The 16065-nt window shown below is 47.9% G+C and carries 12 protein-coding genes, 3 tRNA genes and 1 pseudogene; 14 read left to right on the top strand and 2 right to left on the bottom strand.

Annotated elements, in window-relative coordinates; all coding sequences use genetic code 11:
• Positions 1–639 precede the first annotated feature (639 nt).
• Entirely contained in the window at positions 640–3279 is a 2640-nt protein-coding gene (locus LUCIF_RS17075) for a phosphoenolpyruvate synthase (protein WP_122629101.1), read from the top strand.
• Between the two features lie 150 nt (positions 3280–3429).
• The gene (locus LUCIF_RS17070; RefSeq protein ID WP_122629100.1) at positions 3430–4071 is read left to right on the top strand and encodes a CatB-related O-acetyltransferase; all 642 of its coding nucleotides are present in this window, start codon (positions 3430–3432) and stop codon (positions 4069–4071) included.
• 272 nt (positions 4072–4343) lie between these two features.
• Here LUCIF_RS17070 and LUCIF_RS27050 read toward each other — a convergent pair whose 3' ends face one another.
• Complete coding sequence (locus tag LUCIF_RS27050) at positions 4344–4472, bottom strand: hypothetical protein (protein ID WP_279386969.1); 129 nt, start codon at positions 4470–4472, stop codon at positions 4344–4346.
• A gap of 97 nt (positions 4473–4569) precedes the next feature.
• Between LUCIF_RS27050 and LUCIF_RS27350 the strand changes: the two are divergent.
• From LUCIF_RS27350 to LUCIF_RS17010, 12 genes and pseudogenes are all read left to right on the top strand, one after another.
• Positions 4570–4647: pseudogene (locus LUCIF_RS27350) on the top strand (helix-turn-helix domain-containing protein); the annotation flags it as partial.
• A 277-nt stretch (positions 4648–4924) separates the two neighbouring features.
• Positions 4925–7921, top strand: a complete 2997-nt coding sequence (locus tag LUCIF_RS17060; RefSeq protein WP_122629128.1) for a sigma 54-interacting transcriptional regulator — start codon at positions 4925–4927, stop codon at positions 7919–7921.
• Positions 7896–8369, top strand: coding sequence for a PTS sugar transporter subunit IIA (locus LUCIF_RS17055; RefSeq protein ID WP_122629099.1), 474 nt, complete (start codon positions 7896–7898; stop codon positions 8367–8369). The genes LUCIF_RS17060 and LUCIF_RS17055 overlap by 26 nt, the downstream gene beginning before the upstream one ends.
• Before the next feature lie 17 nt (positions 8370–8386).
• Positions 8387–8671 carry a PTS galactitol transporter subunit IIB gene (gatB, locus tag LUCIF_RS17050; RefSeq protein ID WP_122629098.1) on the top strand — a complete coding sequence of 95 codons (285 nt, stop codon included), beginning with the start codon at positions 8387–8389 and terminating at the stop codon, positions 8669–8671.
• A 229-nt stretch (positions 8672–8900) separates the two neighbouring features.
• Positions 8901–10265 carry a PTS galactitol transporter subunit IIC gene (locus tag LUCIF_RS17045; protein ID WP_122629097.1) on the top strand — a complete coding sequence of 455 codons (1365 nt, stop codon included), beginning with the start codon at positions 8901–8903 and terminating at the stop codon, positions 10263–10265.
• Between the two features lie 62 nt (positions 10266–10327).
• Complete coding sequence (locus tag LUCIF_RS17040; protein ID WP_122629096.1) at positions 10328–11662, top strand: class II D-tagatose-bisphosphate aldolase, non-catalytic subunit; 1335 nt, start codon at positions 10328–10330, stop codon at positions 11660–11662.
• Positions 11663–11685: 23 nt separating this feature from the next.
• Positions 11686–12726, top strand: a complete 1041-nt coding sequence (locus LUCIF_RS17035) for a galactitol-1-phosphate 5-dehydrogenase (RefSeq protein ID WP_207857956.1) — start codon at positions 11686–11688, stop codon at positions 12724–12726.
• A 181-nt stretch (positions 12727–12907) separates the two neighbouring features.
• Positions 12908–14875: a methyl-accepting chemotaxis protein gene (locus LUCIF_RS17030; RefSeq protein ID WP_122629095.1), complete on the top strand. Its 1968-nt coding sequence runs from the start codon at positions 12908–12910 to the stop codon at positions 14873–14875.
• A gap of 124 nt (positions 14876–14999) precedes the next feature.
• Positions 15000–15075, top strand: a tRNA-His gene (locus LUCIF_RS17025).
• Between the two features lie 23 nt (positions 15076–15098).
• Positions 15099–15174: transfer RNA gene (locus LUCIF_RS17020), tRNA-Gln, on the top strand.
• 3 nt (positions 15175–15177) lie between these two features.
• Positions 15178–15253 (top strand) — tRNA-Lys (locus tag LUCIF_RS17015).
• A 191-nt stretch (positions 15254–15444) separates the two neighbouring features.
• The gene (locus LUCIF_RS17010; protein WP_122629094.1) at positions 15445–15648 is read left to right on the top strand and encodes a cold-shock protein; all 204 of its coding nucleotides are present in this window, start codon (positions 15445–15447) and stop codon (positions 15646–15648) included.
• A 190-nt stretch (positions 15649–15838) separates the two neighbouring features.
• Here the strand turns inward: LUCIF_RS17010 and LUCIF_RS26545 are convergent.
• Positions 15839–16065, bottom strand: a 227-nt coding sequence (locus LUCIF_RS26545) for a hypothetical protein (protein WP_207857955.1), incomplete at its 5' end; no start/stop codon positions are given.

The following is a 16065-nucleotide window of genomic DNA, read 5'->3' as shown; positions in this document are numbered from 1 at the left end:
GAGGTCATTATAAACAAAAAGTATAAACAGGCTTTAAAGTATTTTTAAAGATTTTATAAAAAAGGCTAAAATAATTATAAAGAATTTTCACCTAGCAAGAGCCGCCGTCCACGGTAGTATAACTCGTGCCGCCGGAAGAGAATAAAAAAGCGGCGTCCTTTTTGGATATAGTTTTTATCTGGTAAATTATGTTATACTAACTATATCAGGTTGTCGGGGACGGTTAGCCACCCTTCTGGAAAGGGGGTGGTGCTTTATGACTGTATATGAGGCGTTGTCATTTGCGGTCGCATTTGCTACGTTAATCGTATTAATCATAAAAAAGAAATAACCGCCCCTGCTCAAAGACGGCGGTTATTCTTAACCCTGTAACATGAGCTAACCGTTCCCGGTTAGACAGCCTGTGGGGCTGGCGTGTTTGCGCACGTCAGTCCTTTTCTTATATTATACCCAAGGAATAGAAAATATGCAACGGATGGGAAAAGTCCATTTCCGGATAAATAGAAGTTTGAAGACCTTTTGGCAGCGCAAAAAAACAAGGTACTGCTTTTCGGCTGGAGTATACTATTGAAACTAACTGCAGAAAAATAATGAGGCAGGTACTTACTATGCTTTATTAAATGAGAGGTGAACTATGCAATGAGCCGGTATGTACTATTTTTCAACCAAATTGACCACGCAAGCCTTGCCGAGGTTGGCGGCAAGGGCGCAAACTTAGGGGAAATGACGCAGGCCGGTTTTCCTGTGCCCGGCGGGTTTTGCGTTACAACCCATGCCTATAAAGACTTTATTGCCACCAGCCGGGAAATGGACCGTTTTTTCGCCGAGCTTGCCGCAATAGACCCCGCCAATTTGACCCAGCTGCGGGAATTGGGGGAACGGATCCGTACCCATTTGCAGCAATTACCGCTGCCTGTTCCAATCAGGGATGCAATTATTCAGGCCTGGACTAAACAGGGAACTGAGTATTCATATGCCATCCGTTCCAGTGCGACAGCCGAAGATTTGCCCAATGCCTCTTTTGCCGGTCAGCAGGATACCTATTTAAATATCAAGGGCCGGGAGGAAATTTTACAGCAGGTTCGTAACTGCTGGGCATCTTTATTTACCGACCGGGCCATTGCTTACCGGGCCAAAAACGGCTTCGATCACCGGGAAGTTTATTTATCCATTGTTGTGCAGCAAATGGTTATTCCGGATGTCTCCGGGATTTTGTTTACCGCCGATCCGGTAAACGGCAACCGTACGGTCGTTTCCATAGACGCCAGTTTTGGATTGGGAGAGGCATTGGTGTCCGGCTTAGTATCGGCCGACTTGTACAAAGTAAAAAACAATACCCTGATTAGTAAGAAGATATCACAAAAAAAATTGGCCATTTATTCCTTGCCGGAAGGTGGGACAGTCAGTAAAGAACTGCCGGCGGCACAACAGCAAAAGCAAGTCTTAACGGACCGGCAGTTAATTGAGCTGGCCGCGTTAGGGAAAAAAATCGAACAGCACTATGGCAAACCGCAGGACATCGAGTTTTGTCTGGCAAAGGGGGAGTTTTTTATTGTTCAGAGCCGCCCGGTCACTACGCTGTACCCGCTGCCGGACATTCCGCAGCGGCCAATCCGGGTGTTGTTATCATTCGGCCATGTGCAAATGATGACGGACGCAATGAAGCCATTAGGGCTATCGGTGTTGAAAACCATATTTCCTGCCAATTTCTTTAAGGAGGCGGGGGGCAGAATCTTTATCGATATTACGGATCTGCTTCATTATAAAGTAGCGCGTATCGTTTTTCCGAAACTATTAACGAATGCCGATGAGGCGATGAGCCGTGCCGTGGAGACAATCGTTAAACGTCCGGAGTTTCTTAAAAGTCAAGAATCAACCAATGCCCCGGGTCTCACCGCTGCCCGGAAAGTTCTGGGACCCATTTTTAAAAAAGCGTGGACCAACCTTCGTAGCGGTGATCCGCAAATTGGCAAGTCGCAAGTTGAAACCTTCATGCAGCAAAGAATTGCCCAGACCAGACAAGCGCTCAGCGGGGGGCAGGGTGTTGAACGCATACGGGCGGTGCAGCAGGAATTAGATAGCCTGGTTTCGGATATTTTCAAGGTTGTTATACCGTATCTTCTGCCCGGAATGATTGCCAATCTGCTGCTGAAAAAAATAATGATCCGTAAGTTTAAAGACCCGGCAGAGCTGAATAAGCTGAATAAGTCTCTTCCCGGTAATGTTACCAGTGAAATGGGACTGGAGCTTGGCGATCTGGCAGACCGGCTGCGGGAATTACCCGAGGTTCAGGCATATCTAAAAACGGCCGTTGACCAAACCTTTTCTGCCGGTCTTGAACGGGTTCCCGGCGGTAAACCCTTTGGACATGCTTGGAAAACCTTTATCGATAAATACGGCATGCGATGCCCGGGGGAAATTGACCTGACCAATCCTCGCTGGTATGAAGCGCCGACCCGATTGGTAGGGGCGCTTTTTAGCCACATACGAAGTCTGCAACCCGGTGAACACAGGCTGCGTTTTGCCGAGGGCGAGAAAGAAGCGGCCGCGGCCGCCGAACGGATTTTACAGGCGGTAGAGGGAAATTATTTTAAAACCAGGATTATTACCCGGCTAATTACCGTGTTTCGTCATCTGGGCGGCCTGCGGGAACACCACAAATTTTTAATAATCACTGTAATGGGGTTGTGTAAGCAGGCAATTATGGCGGAAGCGAATGAACTGGTCCACCAAGGGGTATTGGAACAGGCGGAGGATGTCTATTACCTGAGTTTGGAGGAATTAAGCCAATTAATAGCAGGAAAACCGGCGGAAAACGTTTCCGGATTGATCACTCGCCGCAAGGAACAGTATGAATGGCATCAAAGTTTGAAACCGCCTCGGGTAATGACCAGTGAGGGGGAATTTGTAGTGGTGCCGGCGCACCGGGGCGCTATTCCCGAAGGGACACTGATTGGCAGTCCGGTTTCCGCCGGAGTCGCCGAGGGGATCGCCCGCATCATCCTCAGACCGGAGGATGCCATTTTAAATGAAGGGGAGATTCTGGTTGCACCGCACACCGACCCTGGCTGGACTCCCTTGTTTCAATCGGCCATTGCCATCATTACGGAGGTGGGAGGATTAATGACTCACGGGGCGGTTGTAGCCCGTGAATACGGTATTCCGGCAGTAGTAGGGGTGGATGATGCGACGACGCTGATTAAAGATGGGCAACATATCCGCGTAGACGGAACGCAAGGCTATGTGGTGATATTAGACGGTGCGGCCCAAAAAAGATAGAGGAAATAAATGGCGAAATTAGTATATTTGAGACAGTAACAGCAGTTTTTATTTTGATTATTAATATGTAAAGGTTGGTGGTACAGTGAAACTGTGCATTGTCTATACTGGAATAGTTGAATAAAGAATAAAAATTCGGGAGGATTTTTTATGACTATTCCAGAGAAAAAGATATATCCGCGAAGCAATGATTTTGCCACGGTGTATTTGCAGAATGTAATTGCCAATCCCAACATTATCGTTGGCGATTACACTATATACAATGATTTTGTTAACGATCCGGCGCAATTTGAAAAGAATAATGTTCTATACCATTACCCGGTCAATAAAGACCGATTGATTATTGGCAAGTATTGCTCCATCGCTTGTGGGGCCAAGTTTCTTTTTACCAGTGCGAATCACACCCTGCAATCCCTTTCGACTTATCCGTTTCCCATATTCTTTGAAGAATGGAATTTGGAGCGAAAGGATATTGCCGCTGCGTGGGAAAATAGAGGGGACATCGTGATTGGCAATGATGTCTGGATCGGCTATGAAGCGGTGATCTTAGCGGGGGTTCATATTGGTGATGGCGCCATCGTCGGAGCAAGAGCCGTTGTAACCAAGGATATTCCGCCTTATTCGATTGCCGGCGGTGTCCCGGCCAAGGAAATTAAAAAACGGTTTGACCAAGAAACAATTAACAGGTTACAGCAGATACAATGGTGGAATTGGTCCCGGGATCAGATCCAACAATGGCTACCCTATATTATGAAGGGGGAAGTAGATAAGCTGAAGCATTCCTTGATTTGAATTATAAATTGAAGCAGCGGGCCGGTTCCGGCCCGCTGCTGGTTTTCTGGCAATTCATTTTTCTTTTTCCAATTGGCAGAATATGTTATAAAAGCAAGTAACCGCTCCTGGCCAAAGGTAAGCGGTTACTTTTTGTAACTAGCCATTTTGGGCTAACCGTTTCCGGTTAGACAACCTGTTGGGCTGGCGTTAGAGCACGTCAGTTCTTTTCTTATATTATATCCATAAGCAGAAAAATATGCAAGGTTTTGAAATGCCTGGCAGGCTGAGAGTTATCTTCGAACCGGTTCCCAGGTTAAGGACTGCATAATAAACCGGATGCCGTCCGAGAATCCCTGATTATAGAAGACTTCTCCGGCAATCGTTTCCTGGAGCGTAAAGGATTCATGCAGTTTGCTCAATTGCTTACAAGTATTTTCCGGCAGAGCGGCAGATAATTCGTTTTCTAACTTTTCAATTTCTTGTTCCGCCCAATAGTAATACCCCGATACTTTTCAAGTTCATCAAATTTGTGCGGTTCTCAACTGTCAGCCTGGTGATATTATGGAATATATTCTCGAGCAGAAAGACGAATGAGGAAATACAACCACCTGTCCAATCCTAATTGGCAGGTGGTTGTATTTTTTTGTTGGCAGTCTGCGGGAGGGGACGGGTAAACCTCGCAATTCATATCACAGATTATAGCTACAGGGAAAATTGTACTAATATTCAAAATGCTATCATCTGTGTTATAGTTTGTGATGAAAAGGGCTGTTCCGGCTTTGTAGAATCAGCAATTGCGAGGATTGATAAAAGGAATAAAACAGTTTGGCATAAGATTTGCAATATAAATAAACAGCGTGGGGGGTTTAGCTTGATAAAACAACTGCGTTCCTTAATTGAAGGGGAAGACAAAAAAAATCCGCTCACCGACGAAGAGTTGGCACAGCGCTTAGGGGTGGGGCGGGAAAAGATCAATGAGCTGAGGCAGGCTGCCGATATTCCCAATTATCTGAGCCGGCGGGAGGATGTTTTGCTAAAAGCGATTGCGCAGCTGCTGCGGGAAAATCGGGATCTTTCCTATCGCAAACTGGTCATTGCGCTAAATAAACAGGGCTTCCAAATCTCTTCATTTGGTCTTACTAAATATAGAAAGGATATGGAAGCGATTCGGGCGGGAAACACCGGTAAGGCTACACCGGATATTGCCAAGCCGCCGCAGCGTATTTTATCTAACGCAGAAGTAGAAAAGAATGAGGCATTTTCCAGTGTCGTCGGTTACAATGGCAGTCTTGCCCCCGTGATCAAATTAGCCAAAGCAGCCATCCTCTATCCGCAATACGGCCTGCATACCATGATTTCCGGCAGCACCGGAGTCGGCAAAAGCCAGCTTGTGGAAGAGATGCATCGTTTTGCGCAGCAGGTCCGCAGCCGGAAAATTCCGCTGGTTGTATTTAATTGCGCGGATTACGGCGACAATCCCCAACTGCTGGTAGCCCAGTTGTTCGGCTATGGAAAAGGCAGCTTTACCGGGGCGGAGGCGGATAAGGCCGGTTTAGTGGAAAAAGCCAACGGCGGTATTTTGTTTTTGGATGAAATTCACCGGCTGCCGCCCAAAGGCCAGGAAATTCTTTTCCGCATTATGGACAAAGGCGAATTTTCCCGCCTCGGCGAGACGGAACGGGTTCGCAAAGTAAACCTTATGATCATCGGAGCGACGACGGAAGGCATTGAGTCCAGTCTTTTAAACACCTTCCGCCGCCGCATACCTGTCACGATTCAGATTCCACCGCTGGAAGGGAGGCCCAATTCGGAACGGCTGCAGTTAATCCGGATTTTTCTGGGCAGGGAAGCAGCCCGGATTAATAAAGTAATCCAAGTACCCAAAGAAATCATGAAGTTATTGCTGCTGTATCAATGTTCGGGCAATATCGGACAATTAAAGTCGGATATCCAGGTTATTTGCGCGAAGGCATTCCTGAATTCCCTGTCCGGCGGCAGCGAGATCATGAAGATTAGCCTGACGGATTTGCCTTTGCATGTAAAGAATCAACCGGCGAATCTGGTATTACAAAAGACGGAACTGGATCTTATCGGTGCCGGTGAATTGGAAATTGCCCCCAATAGCAAACCGGGGATCACGGCTATGGTTAGTAAAGACATACCGGAATATAATATTTACCAATTAATGGAGAAAAGAATGGATGAACTGCTGCGTGACCATAAGTCAGCGGCGGAGGCCAAACAGATCCTGGACAATGAACTGGAAGACAAAATCAGGGTAACCACCCTGAGTATTGAAAACAAATATGCGGGGATATCAACCACGTTATTGCAAGATATTGTCGGTGAGGAACTGATCCGGGTGATGGATGATATCAAACGGATTTTGGTATCCGAAATGGGGGTTCGTGACTTTGGGATTATTAACGTTCTCTGTTTGCATCTTAGCGCTGCCTGGGAGCGGCTGCGAACCGGCAAGCCAATCGTAAACCCCCATTGGGAAAGTGTCAGGAATCATTACAAAAGAGAATTCAAAATTGCCCTGAAAATTACCAGAATGCTCAAACTGAAACTGGGTCTGGAATTTCCGGAAGAGGAAGCCGGGTTTATCGCTTTATATCTCAATCACTTTTCGGCAAAAGAAAGAGCCGGCAATTTTGCCGGCAATGTAGGACTGATTGTTGTTACCCATGGAGAAGTGGCGAAAGCACTGATTGATATTGCTCAGGCGATTGTCGGGATTCAGCATGGTGTAGCCATAACGATGGGAATGGATGAAAAGGTGGAAGCCGTACTGGAACGGGTTCGAGCCGCCGCCAAGGCGGTAAATCAGGGCCGGGGCGTGCTGCTGCTGGTAGATATGGGATCACTGATTACGTTTGGCGAACTGATAACGGAAGAGCTGGGAATCCCAACGCGGGTTATTGCCCGGGTAGACACGCTTTTGGTTATGGAAGCAATCAGAAAGTCCGTATTGCCCTCGGCAACATTGTATACGGTTTACGATTCGCTGGTCGAACTCGGCGAGTTGTTTCCCCGGTTGATTGCCAAACCAAGAACCGGCCCCAAGACGGATTGGCAGAAAACGATTGTTACGACTTGCTTTACGGGCAAAGGCACCGCATTAAAAATAAAGTATATTATTGAAGAAAAACTACGGCAATTAAAAAGCGACATGGAGGTAATTCCTCTGGGACTGATGGGAAGCCAGTCGGATATTGCGGCAGAGATTGCTTGTTTACAACAGGCCAGCCGGGAAATCGTACTGATTACCGGTATGATCAATCCCCATTATCAAGAGATTCCTTTTTTGCCAATGGAAGAAGTTCTCAATGGGGAAAAACTGGAAACTCTGATTGCCAATATTAAATTACGGGACGAACTGGTTGAAAAGAATGCTCTCCAGGAAGAGTGTATTCCAGCCGGACTGAAAGATTTGTTTCACGCAGGGCTGGTCCGGGTATTTCATTCACTCGCTTCGAAAGAAGAAATCCTGAATATTATGGCCGGCGTAATGTGCGCAGCCGGCTATGTTGGGGAGAATTTTTATAACGACGTGATGGAAAGAGAAAGCTGGGGCAGTTCTTATATCGGCAATGGGGTAGCGATTCCCCATACCGGAAAGACGGCCAACATTTATAAACCGGGAATCGGCATTGCCGTCATTAAAAATCCGGCAGCCTGGGATGAGGATGAGGTTAGTATGGTATTTATGCTGGCCTTAAAAGCAGAACATAAAGATTTGTTTTTAAGCTTTTACAGTTTGCTTAAAGAAACGGATATGGTAGAGCAGTTAGGCAATTTATCCGATGCCGGACTCATTGTAACGGAGGTTTTAAACTATGTTGGAAAAACAGGCTGTGTCTAAGATTGATGAAAATTTAATCAAAATTGGTGTTAAAGCCTCGAAACGGGAAGAAGTAATCCGCGCTATGGGGGCCATGCTGGTGGAACAGGGCTATGTGAAGGAGTCGTATGTCCAGGCGTTACTGGACAGGGAGAAAGAATTCCCTACCGGAATTATGGCTGCCGGATTGGGCGTGGCCATTCCGCATGCTGCTGCCGGTCATGTGAATCAAACAACGGCCGCGGTTTGGGTATTGGAGCATAGTATACCGTTTCAGGTTATGGGAGGGAGTGATGCGGACGTTGTCGACGTAAATGCCGTATTTATGCTGGCAGTAACGAAGCCGCAAGAGCATTTATTGTTTCTGCAAAAGTTAATGGGACTTTTTCAAAATGAGGCGGTAATGTTAAAAATCAAGAATGCCATGGATCCCAAAGCAGTTGCGGAAATTATAAATCAAGAAATATAAGGAAGGAGGTGAAAAGGATGAAGAAGAGAGTTATTGTTGCCTGTGGGGGAGCCGTTGCCACTTCAACGGTTGCTGCCAACAAAATTGTGGAGTTAAGTAAAAAAGAAGGGATTGATGTTGAAATTGTCCAATGCCGGGTTTCGGAGATTGGGGCGAATTGCCGGAATGCCGATTTAATCGTGACCACGGCCCGGGTGACCAAAGACTATGGAATTCCCCTGGAGAGCGGTATGCCTTTTGTCTCCGGCATCGGGGCGGGGGAAGCCTGGCAGAAGATTCGTGCTCACTTGATAAAGAAATGAGCAGTAAGTATGACTGGTATAAAAATAAAAAAGGCTCCCGGTTGTCTTGGAACGCACCCGGAGCAAAGCACTGACAATATATGAGTAAATAGTTAAACTACTACGAGCATACACCAAAAGGTCTTCAAAGTCCAGCGTTTTGAGCAAAACCTGCCGCTGAAGACCAAATGGCGCAGTATGCGATCATTCAACCTGAGATAACCTTAATTTTTATAAGGGGGTATTCATCATGGCGTTTATTCAATATATACTGGCGCTTGGTCCATCGGTTATGCTGCCGGTCGTCATCTTTATTTTTGCGATATTGCTGGGGCAAAAACCAAGCCGTGCATTCCGGTCCGGCATCATGATCGGCATTGGTTTTATCGGCATTGGTTTGGTCATCGGGCTTATGCTGAATAATCTGGGACCGGCGGCAAAACTGATGGCGGAGCGCTTTGGCGTACAGCTTACCGTTGTGGATGTGGGCTGGCCGGGTTCCTCTCCCATGACCTGGGCGTCCCATGCAGGGAGTCTGGCGATTCCGGTGGCAGTGGCCGTCAATGTGGTGATGCTGGTTTTGGGGTTAACCAGAGTTGTGAATGTGGACATTTGGAATATCTGGCACATGGCTTTTACGGGAGCTTTGCTGCATATTGCCACAGGCAGTCTCACCATTGGGTTGATCGGCGTAGCAATTCATGCCGCCTTTGTCTTTAAGCTGGGCGACTGGTTTGCCCCCGTAATCGAAAATTATTATGATTTGAAAGGCGTAGCCATTCCCCACGGCACTTCCGCTTATTGCGGACCCATTGCCGTTCCGGTTGAGATGCTGATTGAGAGGATACCCGGTCTGAGAAACATTAATTTTAATTCGGCAATTATTGAAGAGAAATTCGGCGTTATCGGCGAGCCGATGATAATTGGTTTGATCCTGGGGGCAATTATTGGCGCGATGGCCGGTTATGAAGCCAAACTGATTCTGCAATTAGGCATGCAAATGGCGGCCGTAATGGTACTAATGCCTAAGGTTGTTAAATGCATCATGGAAGGATTGCTGCCGGTGGCGGAAGCGGCCCGCGACATGCTGGAAAAACGGTTCGCCGGCAAAAAGTTTACGATTGGACTGGACCCGGCATTATTATTGGGAGACTCGCAAGTTGTTGCGGCGAGCCTGCTGTTTGTTCCCCTGACGCTGATTATTGCCGCCATTGTTCCCGGCAATAAAGTTCTTCCGTTTGGTGATTTGGCCACCATCGGTTTCTTTGTGGCGATGGCGGTCGGCATCCATCGCGGCAATTTATTCCGGACGCTTATTTCCGGCTTTGTGATTATGGCCGGCACGTTATGGATTTCTACCCAAACAATTCCCTATCACACGATCCTCGCGCAGCAGGCAGGCACCAAGCTGGCCGCAGGCGTTACCCAGGTAGCGTCCATGGACCAGGGCGGCAGTCCGATTACCTATATTTTACTGCAGCTCTTTAAGCCGGATAATTTGCCGGGACTGGTCATTATTGGCGTGATTTATATCGCCTCCGTAATTGCCACTATAAAATTCTACAAGGATGAAAGCAAGAGGATCGCCGCGGCGGATAAAACCACTCCTGCCTGATAACCGGGAGCTAGAGTATTTACGGCAGCTAAAACGATTCAGTGAACGCAAGGAGTGAGGTTATGAAGAGGAAACATCCGTTAAAAGAGCTGGTAGATAAACATAAAAACGGCATTCCCTGTGGGATTTATTCAGCCTGCAGTGCGAATGAATACGTAATTGAAGCGGTGATGCACAGGGCGCTAGAGGATAATCAGTATGCTCTGATCGAGGCAACCGCCAATCAGGTCAATCAGTTTGGCGGGTATACCGGCATGAACCCGGCTGATTTTAAAAATTTCGTGTATACGATTGCCGGGAAAGTAGGTTTTCCGCTGGATAAGGTACTGCTTGGCGGCGACCATCTCGGGCCGTTAACCTGGCAGGAGGAACCGGCCGGCGCGGCCATGAGCAAAGCGCTGGAACTAATAAGGCAGTATGTTCTGGCCGGGTTTACCAAGATTCACATCGACACGAGCATGCGTCTGGGCGATGACCGGAAGGATTTGCCTCTCGATACCGGGGTAATCGCCGCCAGAGGCGCCGTTCTGGCCAAAGAAGCGGAAGATTCTTTCACGGTCCGGGCAGCGGCCGGGCCGGCTGCGATTCGACCGGTATATATTGTGGGCAGCGAGGTTCCGGTTCCGGGCGGCAGCCGGGAAGAAGAGGCGGGGATTCAAGTCACCAGGGCGGCGGATTTTGAAAATACCGTGGCTGCTTTTAAACAGGCGTTTTTAGAACATGGGTTAGCGAATGCCTGGAATAATGTGATTGCGGTAGTCGTGCAGCCCGGGGTGGAATTTGGCGATGAGACGATTCATGAATATAACCGGGATGCTGCCCGGGAGCTGTCGCAGGCGCTGAAAAAATATCCCGGCCTTGTCTTTGAAGGGCATTCTACGGATTATCAAACGCCGCGGGCGCTAAAAGAAATGGTGGAAGACGGCATCGCTATTTTGAAAGTCGGGCCGGCTTTGACTTTTGCCATGCGGGAAGGACTGTTTGCTTTAAGTTATATGGAAACCGAGCTGTTCCGGTTTAGTCCGGAGGTGGAACTGTCGAATTTTATGGAAGTGCTGGACGGTGTTATGGGGCAGAATCCGGCGAACTGGCTAAAACACTACCATGGTAAGCCAGCTCGAATAAGGTATGCCAGAAAATACAGTTTTTCCGACCGGTGCCGGTATTATTTACCTGTTTCGGCGGTTCAAACAGCGATTGACCGGTTAATGAAAAATCTTGGCTCGGTAGAAATTCCTCTGACCTTAATAAACCAGTTTATGCCCGTACAGTACCAAAAAATCCGGAACGGACTGTTGAGAAATGCCCCCGGGGAGTTATTAAAAGATAGAATTATTAATTGTATCGATGATTATCTTTTTGCCACCACAGCGAACACCGGACAAAAGGCTATTTAAAATGTGATCGGGGAGAGAGACTTATGGAGAAGATGAAAGCGCTGCTGGTTTACGGACCAGGAGATTTGCGCTGCGAAAGGATTGATATTCCGGCGTACCGGGAAGATGAGGTATTAATCAGGGTGCAGGCTTGCGGGATTTGCGGTTCGGACCTGCCGCGCGCCCTCGATGGAGCGGTCCATTATTTTCCTAATATACTGGGACATGAGTTTTCCGGCTCGATTGCAGCAGCCGGGCGGCTGGTGAACGGGTTTAAAAGCGGTGACCGGGTAACCGCCGCGCCGCTTTTGCCTTGTGGAAAATGCGGTTATTGCCAAATTGGACGGCCGGCCCTGTGTGAAGCTTACAGTTTCATCGGTTCGCGTAAGCAGGGGGCGATGGCTGAATATGTGGCGGTCAAAGCGGCCAATGTACTCAAACTGGACGACGAAGTGGAGTATGCGGCCGGAGCGATGCTGGAACCGCTTACGGTAGCATTGCACGGCATCGACCGGATCGCTTTTAAAGCGGGAGCGGCAGCCGCTGTCTTTGGCGCCGGTACAATCGGCCTGCTAACGCTGCAATGCTTGAAAGCCAGAGGAGCCGGTCGGGTCTATGTAATCGACATTGTGCCGGAAAAATTGGAATTGGCTAAGAAACTAGGGGCGGATATTGTGATCAATTCCCGGGAAAACGATCCGGTAGAATTTATGGCGGGGGCAGGGAAACCGCAGATAGTTATCGAAACAGCCGGAACAAGCATAACGCAAAGACAGAGCATTGAAGCAGCGGCAAAACTGGGCCAGGTTGTTTTTATCGGTACGGCTACGAAAGATTTAACTTTATCGCCGGCTGGTTTTGAACAAATACTGAGAGGGGAGTTGGAAATAACCGGTTCGTGGATGTCCTACAGTGCCCCGTTTCCTGGCTATGAATGGACGGCAGCCGCTGATACCATTAAAACCGGCAGGATAAAAACGGCCCCGCTGATTACACATACTTTTAAATTAGAAGATGGGATAGAGGCTTTCCAGGTCATGCGGGATAAAAAGGCTAATGCTATAAAGGTTATGTTTAATATATAAAACAAGCAACGATTCCTTCCCTCTTCGCCAAGTTCCAATTACCGAAAGGCCGCCCTGAGCGGCCTTTCTCTGTTGAGGTTTCCTGGATCTTGTTAAAATTGCAAATTTTTATGGAAATTATGACTTGTTTTGTCGTATAATGTAAATTGGCATTAAAATTTGCTATGCGGAGGAGAAGGTATTGTCGAAATTACGAACTCTTAAGGTTAAGCTAATTGTTTTATTTGTCTTATTTTCCCTTGTTCCAGCCAGCATATTGGGCATTGTCAGCGCCTATATGAATATGTCTGCGGCTGAAGAAAGCACGGCTCAGGCCAATATGAATACGGCCCATCAAATGGCAAGTGAAATCGACCGGCTGCTGGGTGATGCCCAGGGTTTAGTAGAAACGCTGGCGGGAGCGCCTTCGGCACAGGCCATGGATAAAGCGGCCATAAGGAATATGATTCTGGTGGCGCAGCAAAAAAATCCCCAGTTTGAACTGATTTATGTTATGGACGCCAGCGGCATGCAAATTGCCAGAACGTCGGGAGATCTGGCCAACCGGAAGGACAGGCCCTATTTTCAGGCGGCAATGCAGGGTAAAAACTATATTTCCGATTCCTATATTTCGGCGTTTACGAATGCACCCTGCGTGACAATCTCGGCGCCGATTCACAGGCCCGACGGTTCGATTGCCGGCGTTATGGCGGCGGATATTAGCCTGAAATCGCTTTGGAACATTGCCGACCAGGTGAAGGTCGGCAAAAGTGGTTACATTGATATTGTAGATAATAAGGGAACGATCGTTGCGCATCCTGATAAAAAGAGAGTCTTAAAGAAGGAGAGTTTTGCTTCTTTACCATATATAAGCCAGGTAATTGGCGGACAAAGCAACTTTGTAAAAGCAAAATCCAGCCGCGGTGAGAATTCCTTAATCGTTTTTACCCCGGTGGAAAAATATCATTGGGGTGTCGTTGCCTATGAGCCGGTGACGGAAATTTTCGCGTCCGTAATCCGTTCGGCCGTGATCGCGGCGGCGATTATCCTGCTGATTCTTTTATTCGCCATTGCCATCGCCTATTATACGGCGCAGAGTATTGCCAAGCCCGTGCAGGAACTGGCTAATGTATCCGAACAGGTGGCAGCCGGTAATTTGGCTAATTCGGTAAATGTTTACGGCGCTTTGGAAGTGAAACGGTTGTCGGCAGGATTTAACCGGATGATTGATTCATTACGCGCCATTATTACCCGCGCGTCGGCGACGGCCGTGTCCGTGGCCGACTCTTCCCAGGAACTGGCGGCAGCGGCCGGGCAATTGGGAAAAGCCTCGGATGAAGTGATTGCCTCGGTTCAATATGTTGTAGAAGGAACGGGACAGCAAGTTACTTTGTCGGAACAGTCTTTTCAGGTGATTGAGGCGATGAGCGGGGCGATCGCCGATACAACGCAGGCTGCCCATAGTGTGGCTACAACTTCGGAAAAAAGTGAACAGGCGGCTGCCTTGGGAGCGGATCAAGCGGAACAGGCCGTAGTCAAAATGAATCAGATCCGGGCGGATGTCGGCCAAGCCACTCAGATTATTCATAATTTGGGTGAAAAATCAAGGCAAATTGGAGAAATCATGGGTGTGATTGCTGAAATCGCCGGGCAGACCAACTTGCTTGCTTTAAATGCCGCTATTGAAGCGGCCCGCGCCGGTGAGCAGGGCCGGGGTTTTGCCGTGGTGGCCGAAGAAGTGCGCAGACTGGCCGAACAATCGGAGACTGCGGCTAAGGAGATTTTTGAAATTGTAAATTCAATTCAGATGGAGACGGGTGAGGCCGTACAGGCGATGGACAAAGGCAGCCAAGAGGTTCAGGATGGGGCGGAAGTCGTTGAAGCCTCAGGCCGGGCTTTCCGGGAAATCTATCAAGCCATCAAAGCAATCCGCCAGGACATTAATCATATTGTGGAGTTAACTGAACGGCAGCAAACCGCCGGTGTCGAGGTCGAACGCACAGTTCGTCTGATTGCGGATGCGGCCAGACTGAATGCCGACCGGTCCGGCAATATGGCGGCTGCCAGTGAAGAACAAAATGCCTCAGTGGCCGAAATGGCTGCTTCCGCCGCTGCTTTGGCGAAAATGGCGGCTGACTTGCAAGAGGTAGTTAAGCGGTTTAAGGTATAATGCAAGGGCCAGTTATTTTACAATAATTACAAGTGGAAATGTTTAAATATTTTATTGACATAAGTATTACAGAATGATAAAATATAATTCGTCGCCGGGCTAATGTCCGGGGGCGAATACTATGGTGGCTGTGGTGAAGTGGTCAACACGGCGGATTGTGGCTCCGTTACTCGTGGGTTCGAGTCCCACCAGTCACCCCACTAAATATTTAATTTCATAGCTTTGGGGCGTAGCCAAGTCGGTAAGGCACGGGACTTTGACTCCCGCATGCGTTGGTTCGAGTCCAGCCGCCCCAGCCATCTGATCCACTAGCTCAGTCGGTAGAGCACCTGACTTTTAATCAGGGTGTCCCGCGTTCGAGTCGCGGGTGGATCACCATCTGTTTTCTGGAACTTTTAGAGTGCAACTCTGGAAGTTCTTTTTGTTTTTAGCTTTAACTTTGAATATTGGCAAGCTGGTTGAGTTTCCTAAAAGATGACATAAAAATTTTTGCGGCAGTTATTTTTAAGCCTAGGTGGGGAATACTATTTTTGCGCAAGAAATAAATAATAGTTTTGGAGGTTAAAATTATGGCGCAAGGAACTGTTAAATGGTTTAATTCAGAGAAGGGCTTTGGCTTTATTTCACAAAGCAATGGCGAAGATGTCTTCGTTCACTATAGTGAAATACAAGGCGAAGGGTTTAAAAATTTAAATGAAGGGGAGAAGGTCGAGTTTGACGTTCGTAAAGGGGAAAGGGGATTGCAAGCAGCGAATGTTCAGAAGCTAAGTTGAAAATATTACGGGGCAGATGAAAACCATCTGCCTTTTTATATTATCTTTCTGCGCCCTGAGCCCTGCGCCGCGGGCCGCAAAACCGGGTCAGCGTTTTTCTTAATTTGCCGGGACTATTACCATGTCAATAACTTGTGAAAATGTCACCCCCAAATAGGGATAATTATCGTGAGAAAATGTCACCTCGTAGTTAAGCATATTTGCATAGGAAAATGGATTCCAGCATTGCTAGAATGTCCTTGTCGGTATCTTCGAAGGAGACTTTATTAATCAAGGTATGGCCGTATTTGTAATAATGACTATCAGGCGGCCTCCATGTTGATTTTTGTTTGGACGAAGGGGCAACAGGCTCTTTTTTGACAGGCTTGATATACGGCAACACCGGATACAACTGCAGTTTCCATTCAACGGCAATGC

It is taken from the genome of Allolucifera butyrica (genome assembly GCF_900476375.1).
GTDB lineage: Bacteria > Bacillota > Negativicutes > Sporomusales > UPPP01 > Lucifera > Lucifera butyrica.
This window is presented reverse-complemented; position numbering and strand designations above follow the sequence as displayed.